The following is a 9,253-nucleotide window of genomic DNA, read 5'->3' on the forward strand; positions in this document are numbered from 1 at the left end:
AGGTTCCGAAATCGGCCCAGCCCTGGGTGGCGACGCTGCTGCGGACCGTCTTCGAACAGCCCGACACGGAGGCGGTCCAGGCCCAGATGCGGCACATCCTGGACGCACTGGAGGCCAAGTTCCAGCTGATCAGCAACTCCCGAGCAACGGGGGAACCTCAGTGAGCAGCTGCTGCTGCCCGCCAAGTACCGTGGCGACGTCCTCATGGCCCGCCATCCTTGACCAGGCCAAGGTCTCAGGACGCCAGGCCCGGGCATGCGGTGACGCGGGTCACAGGATGAACTGCTCGACCGCGTTCGCGAAGCCCTCCTCCTCGTTGCTCGTTGTAACCCGCCTCGCCGCGCGCTGGACCTCGTGACTGGCGTTGCCCATCGCGATGGACAGTCCCGAGTGGGCGAACATCAGTACGTCGTTGGGCATGTCGCCGATCGTGGCGATCTGTTCGGGGGGAATCTGGAGCTTGGCGGACCAGTACTTGACGACACCCCCCTTGTTGGCCTGCGGATGGGTCACATCGAGGTAGTAGGGCTGCGAGCGCGCGGCCGAGACATGCTCGCCGAACTGCGCGCGAGCTGCGACCGCGGCCGCCTCGACGACCTGGTGGTCATCGCTGACCCCGACGACCTTGGCGGTGTCCTGCTCGAGCCCGTCGAAGCCGGGAACGAGCGTGGGCGCGAACTGCACCGTCCAGCTCTCGCGATCCACGTGCGGCCCCTTCACGTCGCGGACGTACCAGTCGGCACCCCGGTAGATCCAGACACTGAGGCCGAACGACTCCATCAGCGCGACGACTGGGGCCACCACCTCCGCGGGAATGACCTGCTGCTCGACCACGGTCAAATCCGGGTTGACGATGAGACCGCCATTGAAGGCGGCGAGTTCAGTGGCCAGCGCCAGGGGATCGATGAGCATTGACATGCCACGGGGAGGTCTCCCGCTCGTCACCGCGAAGAGGACGCCGGCGTCGTAGAGCTTGTGGACCGCACGGACGGCGCGGTCGGTGAGGGCCTTGTCGCTCGTGACCAGGGTGCCGTCGACGTCGGCAAGAAGCAGGCGGATCGAGCGGGTTGGCATCACGCCTCCGTAAGCTCTGGTCGTGGCCGGTCCGGGTGGGGAGAGGCAACGGCTCATGGATGCGGGGGACCTGTGGGACGGGTTCCCAGTCGGCTTTATTTCCGAAAGTTGCTGGAAGTTGCCGTCGCGGCTGGCACGAGTCCCAGTCGCGTTCCTCTCGAACAGAAAGGGGAAGGTCAATGCTTTTAAGGGGGCGCAATGCTTAAATATACCCCTTGAGCTTCGGCATAACCCTACAAGGGTGATGTGGCGAACATAAGGGACATGTGCGAGCGTTAAGAATTATACGGCGAAGCTCATGCGGGGCCTAACGTCCAGAATTCACAACACATTTTGGGCCAGCCCCCTGAGGGGAGCGGGCAGTGGCGCAGGCAAGTCCGGACAAGACGGCCCACGTGCTGGGGGTCGACATCGGCGGGACCGGTATCAAGGGAGCGCCGGTCGACCTCGAGCTCGGCAGCCTCATTGGTGAGCGGGTCCGGATCCCGACCCCGCATCCGGCGACCCCGGGGGCAGTCGCGGACGTGGTCGTGCAGGTGCTCTCCCAGATCGGCGTCCCAGGACCGGTCGGGCTGACGCTCCCGGCGGTCATCCGGGGCGGCAAAGTACAGACGACGTCCAATATCGACCCGGCCTGGATGGAGACGGACGCGGCCCAGCTCCTCGCACGAGCGACCGGCCGCGACGTGAGGGTAGTGAACGACGCCGACGCGGCCGGGATCGCCGAGATGCGCTTCGGCGCCGGCAAGGGACGCAAGGGCGTCGTCGTGATGGTGACGCTCGGCACCGGTATCGGCAGCGCCGTCTTCTCCGACGGGTTCCTGGTGCCCAACAGCGAGCTCGGGCACCTGCCGCTGCACCACGGGGATGCCGAGGACTGGGCCGCGGAGTCGGTGCGCGAGCACGACGACCTGTCCTGGAAGAAATGGGCGCACCGTCTGGAGAGGTATCTCGAGCTCGTCCAGCGGCTGTTGTGGCCCGACCTGATTGTCATCGGCGGCGGCGTCAGCAAGAAGGCCGCCAAGTTCCTGCCGTACATCGAGCTCAGGACCGAGATCGTGCCGGCGCAGCTGTTGAACGATGCGGGCATTGTCGGCGCGGCGCTCTTCGCCCCTGCCGGGAAAGCTCAAACCTAGTCTGCCGCGCTCGATATGGCGTAGGTGCAGCACCTTCAGGGAGGCTCGCATTGAGCAACAACGACCTGGAAACACTTTCCGTCAACACGATCCGCACTCTGTGCATGGACGCCATCCAGGCGGCCAACTCCGGCCATCCGGGGACACCGATGGGAATCGCCCCGGTCGCGTACACACTCTGGCAACGCTTCTTGCGCTTCGACCCGACCGACCCGATCTGGCCCAACCGCGACCGCTTCGTGCTGTCGGAAGGACACGCCTCCGCGTTGCTCTGGTCGCTGCTCCACCTCGCCGGCGTGCAGGCTGTCGACCCCGACTATGAGGTCCTCGGCCGACACGCAGTGACCCTCGACGACCTCAGGACGTTCCGCCAGCTCGGCTCGCGCTGCCCCGGGCACCCGGAGTACCGGTGGACCAGCGGCGTGGAGACCACGACCGGCCCGCTCGGCCAGGGCGTTGCGACCTCGGTCGGGATGGCGATCGCCGGGCAGTGGCTCGCCGCCCGGTACAACCGCGACGACTTCACCGTCTTCGACTTCGACGTGTACGCGATGGCCGGCGACGGCTGCATGATGGAGGGGATCTCCTCGGAGGCTGCCTCGCTCGCGGCTCACCAGAGGCTGTCGAACCTTTGCTGGATCTACGACTCCAACCGGGTGACGATCGAGGGCCACACCGACATCGCGTTCACCGAGGATGTGGCGGCCCGGTTCATCGGCTACGGCTGGAACGTCACCACCGTGGCCGACGCCAACGACCTCGACTCCGTGGCCCGCGCGCTGCACACCTTCAAGTCCGAGAATGAGCGCCCGACTCTCATCGTGGTGCACAGCCACATCGGCTACGGGTCACCGGTCGAGGACACCCCGAAGGCGCACGGCGCGCCGTTCGGCGTGGAGGGCGTCAAGTCAACCAAGCGATTCCTCGGGATGCCGGAAGACAAGGACTTCTTCGTTCCCGACGGCGTCTACGAGCACTTCGCCGCAGGCGTCGGCGCGCGCGGTCGCGAAGCCCGGACGAGCTGGGAGGCTCGAATCGAGGCTTACTCAACCACCCATCCCGAGCTCGCCGACGAGCTAGGGCGCATCCAGCGGCGTGACCTGCCGGAGGACTGGGAGTCGGCGCTGCCGACCTTCCCGGCCGACTCCAAGGGCATCGCAAGCCGTGACTCCAGCGGCCAGGTGCTCAATGCGCTTGCCCAAGCCGTGCCGTGGGTGCTTGGCGGGTCGGCGGACCTTTCACCGTCGACCAAGACCAACCTCGCGTTCCCCGGCGCTGGCGACTTCCAGGCCGATGACCGCTCGGGGCGCAACCTCCACTTCGGGATCCGCGAGCACGCCGCCACCGCGATCACGAACGGGATGGCACTGACCAAGCTGCGCCCGTACTGGTCGGGGTTCCTGATCTTCTCGGACTACGCGCGCGGCGCGATCCGGCTTTCAGCGCTGATGGAGATCCCGGTCGTGCACATCTTCACCCACGACTCGATCGGGGTCGGCGAGGACGGTCCCACCCACCAGCCAGTCGAGCAGCTCGCGTCGCTGCGCGCGATGCCGGGGCTGCTGGTGTTCCGCCCTGCCGACGCCAACGAGGTCGTCGAGACTTGGCGGATCGCCGCCGCGCTCAGGCACGAGCCGGCGGTGCTGGTCCTTTCCCGTCAGGCACTGCCGACCCTCGACCGCTCCGAGATGGGGGCCGCAACCGGGGTGGCCAGGGGAGCCTATGTTCTGGTCGACGCGGCGGACGGCAAGCCCGACGTCATCCTGCTCGCCACCGGGTCGGAGGTGCAACTCGCACTCGCGGCCCGTGACGAGCTCGCCGCCGAGGGCCTCGCGGCTCGCGTGGTCAGCATGCCCTGCTGGGAATTGTTCGACCGCCAGCCCAAGGAATACCGCGACTCGGTCATCCCGCCCAGAGTCAGGGCCCGGGTCGCCATCGAGCAGGCGGCGACCCTCGGCTGGGACCGTTACGTCGGCGACGGCGGCGCGGTCGTCGGCATGCACACGTTCGGCGCATCGGCGCCGCTCAAGATGCTGCTGACCAAATTCGGCTTCACTCCCGAGAAGGTCACCCAGGTTGTCCGCGAGTGCGTGGCCGCCAGTAGGGAGCAGGCGTGAACGTAACCCAGGCGCTTCATGAGCAGGGCCAGAGCATCTGGCTGGACAACATCACCCGTTCGATGCTCGATACGGGCCAGATCCAGCACTACATCGACCAGTACTCGGTGACAGGGCTCACCTCCAACCCCTCGATCTTCGACAAGGCGATCGGCTCCGGTGACTACGACGACGCGATCCGCGCGAAGGCGGCGCGCGGACGCAAGGGCGAGGAGCTGTTCTTCGAGCTGGCCATCGAGGACCTGCAGCGGGCCGCCGACCTGTTCCTGCCCATCCACGAACGCACCGACGGCGTCGACGGCTGGGTCTCGCTGGAGGTCTCGCCGCTGCTCGCCTGTGACACGCAGCGAACGGTGGCGGCCGCCAAGGCGCTTCCAGGGCCGACCGGCGCAACCTCTTCATCAAGATCCCCGGCACGCCCGAGGGGCTGCCGGCGATCGAGGAGGTCATCGCCTCGGGCGTTCCGGTGAACGTGACCAGTGGGGCGTCGAGCTCGGCAAGGTGCTTGCTGTCGCGATCATCCCGGAGCTCGAGAGCGTGACCGAACCTGAGCTCGGCCACGACTCGTCCACGAACGCGCTGATCCGGCACTACCGCACGCTCAAGGACTAGGAGGCACCACATGGCGACAGACAAGCCCATGCAGCTCGGGATGATCGGGCTCGGCCGGATGGGGGCGAACCTGGTGCGTCGGCTGATGCGAGACGGCCACCAATGCGTCGTGTCCGACGTCAACGCGGCCGCCGTCGCGGAACTGGCCGGCGAGGGCGCGACGGGCGCGGACTCACCCCTGGATCTCGTTGCGAAACTGGACAAGCCACGGGCCCTATGGCTCATGCTTCCGGCTGCGATCGTCGACTCCATCCTCGACCAGCTCGAGCCGTTGCTGGAGCCCGGCGACATCCTGATCGACGGCGGCAATTCCTACTACCGCGACGACATCACACGCGCCAAGCGTCTTGCCGACAAGTCGCTGCACTATGTTGACTGCGGGACCAGTGGTGGTGTCTGGGGCCTGGAGCGCGGCTACTGCCTGATGATCGGCGGCGAGGACGAGGTCGTGGCCCATCTGGACCCGATCTTCAAGACGATCGCTCCCGGCGAGGGCTGCGCCGAGCCGACGCCGAGCCGGACCCGGACCGACGGCACCGCCCCGCTCGGGTACCTGCACTGCGGGCCGAACGGCGCCGGGCACTTCGTGAAGATGGTCCACAACGGGGTCGAGTACGGGATGATGGCCGCGATCGCCGAGGGGCTCAGCATCATCAAGCGCGCGGACGCCGGCAAAAGCCGGCAAGAGGTCGACGCGGAGACGACGCCCCTGCGCGATGCGTGGGCCTACCAGTACGACATCGACGTCGGAGAGGTGGCCGAGGTCTGGCGGCGCGGCTCGGTCGTCGGCTCGTGGCTGGTCGACCTGATCGCCGACGCCTTCGCCGGCTCGCCCTCCCTCGACGGCTTCGCCGGGCGGGTCTCCGACTCCGGGGAAGGCCGCTGGACCGTCCTCGCCGCGGTAGACGAAGGCGTTCCGGCACCGGTCATCACCACCTCGCTCTATGAGCGCTTCGAGTCCAGGCAGGCCGGGGAGTTCACCGACAAGATCCTCTCGGCGATGCGCTCGGAGTTCGGCGGGCACGCCGAAAAGAAGGGCTGAGGGCTGTGCATCACGAACTCCAAGTCGTCGCCGACCCCGATGCGGTCGCCGGCACCGCGGCGGCGTTCGTGGCGCGGCTGGCCCGGGCCTGCGTGCAAGCCCACGGCCGATTCACGTTCGCCGTCAGCGGGGGGCACACGCCATGGGCGATGTTCGCTCAGCTCGCACATGAGCACGTCCCCTGGGAGCACGTGGCGGTGTTCCAGGTCGACGAGCGGGTCGCGCCCGACGGCGACCAGGACCGCAACCTCACCCACCTGAGGGAGAGCCTCGGTACGGCCCCGGCCGAGGTCATCGCGATGCCCGTGAACGACGCCGACGTTGACGCGGCGGCCGCCGCGTACGGGCGGTCGCTGCCCGGGCGTTTCGACCTCGTTCACCTGGGCCTCGGCCCGGACGGGCACACCGCCTCGCTGGTGCCTCGGGACCCGGTGCTCGAAGTCTCGGACCGGCTGGTGGCCCTGACGGCGCCCTACATGGGCCACCAGCGCATGACACTCACCTATCCTGCGCTCGCCCGCGCCCAGCAAGTGCTCTGGCTCATCCGGAGCGGACAAGCGCGAACCGCTCTCAAGGCTCGTTGCGGGAGACCGGTCGATTCCCGCCGGCCGGGTCGAGGCGGCGGCGTCGCTCGTCCTCGCGGACGCGGCGGCGGCCGACCAGGGCCCTCCGCGCGCCGGCGCCCAGTCGCCAGCATGACTATGACGCCCGACCCTATTGCCGTGCCGACCCCGTAAGGGGGATCAGATGGCTCTGAACTCGTCGAACCTTCCCGCAGACGTGCTGGTCATTTTCGGGATCACTGGCGACCTCGCGCGAAAGATGACGTTTCGCTCGCTCTACCGGCTTGAGCGGCGCAAGCTGCTGACCTGCCCGATCGTCGGAGTGGCGCGCGACGGCTGGTCCGACGACGCGCTGCGTGACCACGCCCGCGCGGCGATCAAGGCAGCGGGCGAGCCGCTCGACGACGACGTCTTTGCCCGGTTCGCCGCCCGACTCAGCTATGTGCAGGGCGATTACACCGACGAGGAGACGTTCCATCGCCTCGCCCGGGCGGTCAACGGCAGGCGGCGCCCCGTCTTCTACCTGGAGATCCCGCCGTCGCTGTTTGCCCGGGTGGTCGGTAGCCTGGCAGGCGCAGGGCTGACCAAGGGCGCCCGGGTTGTCGTGGAGAAGCCATTCGGGCATGACCTCGCGTCGGCGCGCGCCCTCAACGCCGAGCTGCGTCAGCTCCTCGACGAGGATCAGCTGCTGAGGATCGACCACTTCCTCGGCAAAGAGCCGGCGATGGACATCCAGTTCCTGCGGTTCGCCAACTCCGTGTTCGAGCCGGTGTGGAACCGCGACCACATCTCCTGCGTGCAGATCACCATGGCCGAGGACTTCGGGGTCGAGGACCGCGGCCACTTCTACGACCCGGTCGGCGCGCTCCGAGACGTCGTGCAGAACCACCTGCTGCAGCTGCTCGCCCTGATGGCGTCCGAGCCGCCATCAGCCGCCGATGCGGACGCGCTCCGGGACCGCCGGGTTGATGTGTTCCGGGCGATCCCCGACGCCGACCCGGCCCACTACGTCCGCGGGCAGTATGAGGGGTACCTGCAGGTTCCCGGCGTGCGGCCGCGCTCGCGCACCGAGACCTTCGTCGGGTTGCGGCTGGAGGTCGAGAACTGGCGCTGGTCCGGGGTGCCCTTCTTCATCCGCGCCGGCAAGTCGCTCCCCGAGCGAGTGACCGAGATCCGAATCGTGTTCAAGCGCCCGCCGCGGCTTGCGTTCGCGGAGCGGTTCGCGCCCGAGCCCGACCAGTGGATCCTGCGGATCGATCCGAGCCCTGGAGTGAACTTCCGCATCCAGGCCAAGCAGCCGGGCAAGCAGAACACGCAGCTGGTGGATCTCGACCTCCTCTTCGCGGCCGAGCTCGGTGAGGCACCCGAGCCGTACGAGCGTCTGCTCAGTGATGCAATGCAAGGCAACGCGAGCCTGTTCACCCGGGAGGACTCGGTGGAGGAGACGTGGCGAATCGTCCAGCCACTGCTGGAGGCGCCCGGCGACCCCGAGCGCTACCGGCAGGGGACCTGGGGACCGGCGGGCGCGAGCAAGCTCGTCGCCGGATATCCGCGATGGCACGAACCATGGCTTCCGGCGAGGTCTCCCAACTGACACAGTCGCGCCTCGCCCCGGACCCGGTGAACCGCAGGTTGCGCCCCTGGAGAAGCTCCCGGAGCTGGCTTGGCTGTTCGCGGACGCCTGTGACGTCCTCGCAGAGATCATCGAGTGGATGAAGCACAAGGCGGAGGCTGAACTCGCCATCATGGCAGGTTCGGTGGGCCTGTCCATCGGCCTTGCCTGGGTGACTGGCGGTCTGTCGGCGATTCTCGGTGCGGCCGAGATCCAGGCGATGCGGCAGGTGGTCAAGCGGATCACCGACGAAGCGGTCGACCGGATCGTCGACGAGGTGATCGCGAAGCTCACCGAGCCGGTCAATGCGAAGCTGGAGGCGTTGGTCGAGGACATGGTCCTGGACCTGGCCGACGGCGCGTTCCATATGCCGCCGGCCAACGGTAGCGCCGGCGGCGGGCACGGCGGCAAGGGCGGAATGCATCTTGACTCGGCCGACGGTGCCAAACACAACGCCACGGCATGAACGTCCAGGTCCTCACCGATCCCTTCGGACGGCTGCTCTGGGCCTCGCCAGCTCTGCCCGGCTCGACCCACGACCTCACCGCCGCCCGACGCCACGGGATCATCGAAGCCCTCACCGACGCTGACCTCAAATGCTGGGCGGACAAGGCGTATCAAGGAGCCGGCGGACCGGTCCGAGTGCCCTGCTGATCGAGCCGTTGCTGCCGCCTTGGCCCGAGCGGTCTCCGGGGCCGAAGCCGGTGGCGGACCGGCTGTGTCTGCAGGGCATTCTGTATGTCCTGCACCAGGACATCGCCTGGCAGCTCCTGCCCCCGGAGCTGGGGTTCGGCTCAGGGCAGACCTGCTGGCGGCGCCTGGACCGCTGGCAGCGGGCAGGCGTCTCCGACCGGTTGCACCGCAGCCTGCTCGCGGAGCTGAACGCGGCCGGCGAACTCGACTGGACCCGCGCGTGCGTGGACGGCTCCCACATCCGCGCCAAAAAAAAGGGGAGACGCGACCGGTCCGTCGCCGGTCGACCGGCGGAAGACTGGCAGCAAACACCATCTAATGGTGACTCACGGGGCCGGTGAAACCTGAAGCACCACCGGGTCTGGAACCCTGTGATCAGACGGGTTCACCGGCCCCGTCATTGT

At 68.0% G+C, this 9,253-nt stretch carries 6 protein-coding genes and 5 pseudogenes; 10 read left to right on the top strand and 1 reads right to left on the bottom strand.

Annotated features, from left to right (window positions below):
* Nucleotides 1-270: 270 nt before the first annotated feature.
* Nucleotides 271-1,074: a Cof-type HAD-IIB family hydrolase gene (locus ACWFR4_RS46620; protein WP_453657788.1), complete on the bottom strand. Its 804-nt coding sequence runs from the start codon at nt 1,072-1,074 to the stop codon at nt 271-273.
* A 362-nt stretch (nt 1,075-1,436) separates the two neighbouring features.
* On the opposite strand from ACWFR4_RS46620, the gene ppgK reads away from it, so the two are divergent.
* The 10 genes and pseudogenes from ppgK to ACWFR4_RS46670 form a co-directional block, all read left to right on the top strand.
* Complete coding sequence (gene ppgK, locus ACWFR4_RS46625; RefSeq protein WP_453657790.1) at nt 1,437-2,210, top strand: polyphosphate--glucose phosphotransferase; 774 nt, start codon at nt 1,437-1,439, stop codon at nt 2,208-2,210.
* Between the two features lie 50 nt (nt 2,211-2,260).
* The gene (gene tkt / locus ACWFR4_RS46630; RefSeq protein ID WP_453657792.1) at nt 2,261-4,327 is read left to right on the top strand and encodes a transketolase; all 2,067 of its coding nucleotides are present in this window, start codon (nt 2,261-2,263) and stop codon (nt 4,325-4,327) included.
* A gap of 62 nt (nt 4,328-4,389) precedes the next feature.
* Nucleotides 4,390-4,868: pseudogene (locus ACWFR4_RS46635) on the top strand (transaldolase family protein).
* Nucleotides 4,814-4,939, top strand: a pseudogene (locus ACWFR4_RS46640) (hypothetical protein); the annotation flags it as partial. The pseudogenes ACWFR4_RS46635 and ACWFR4_RS46640, both read left to right, overlap by 55 nt.
* 10 nt (nt 4,940-4,949) lie before the next feature.
* Entirely contained in the window at nt 4,950-5,981 is a 1,032-nt protein-coding gene (gnd, locus tag ACWFR4_RS46645) for a phosphogluconate dehydrogenase (NAD(+)-dependent, decarboxylating) (protein WP_453657794.1), read from the top strand.
* 5 nt (nt 5,982-5,986) lie between these two features.
* Entirely contained in the window at nt 5,987-6,718 is a 732-nt protein-coding gene (gene pgl, locus ACWFR4_RS46650; RefSeq protein WP_453657796.1) for a 6-phosphogluconolactonase, read from the top strand.
* Nucleotides 6,719-6,728: 10 nt separating this feature from the next.
* A complete protein-coding gene (gene zwf, locus ACWFR4_RS46655) occupies nt 6,729-8,138 on the top strand; it encodes a glucose-6-phosphate dehydrogenase (protein WP_453657798.1) in 1,410 nt (469 codons plus the stop codon).
* 46 nt (nt 8,139-8,184) lie between these two features.
* Nucleotides 8,185-8,598 (top strand): annotated as a pseudogene (locus ACWFR4_RS46660) (hypothetical protein); the annotation flags it as partial.
* A gap of 8 nt (nt 8,599-8,606) precedes the next feature.
* Nucleotides 8,607-8,804: pseudogene (locus ACWFR4_RS46665) on the top strand (transposase family protein); the annotation flags it as partial.
* Nucleotides 8,804-9,170: pseudogene (locus tag ACWFR4_RS46670) on the top strand (transposase); the annotation flags it as partial. The pseudogenes ACWFR4_RS46665 and ACWFR4_RS46670, both read left to right, overlap by 1 nt.
* Between the last annotated feature and the right edge of the window lie 83 nt (nt 9,171-9,253).

The organism is Streptomyces sp. NPDC055140, assembly GCF_053607285.1.

Coding starts and splice junctions, on each gene's coding strand:
- gnd (WP_453657794.1), top strand. CDS start 4,950: ATGGCGACAGACAAGCCCATGCAGCTCGGGATGATCGGGCTCGGCCGG.
- ACWFR4_RS46620 (WP_453657788.1), bottom strand. CDS start 1,074: ATGCCAACCCGCTCGATCCGCCTGCTTCTTGCCGACGTCGACGGCACC.
- zwf (WP_453657798.1), top strand. CDS start 6,729: ATGGCTCTGAACTCGTCGAACCTTCCCGCAGACGTGCTGGTCATTTTC.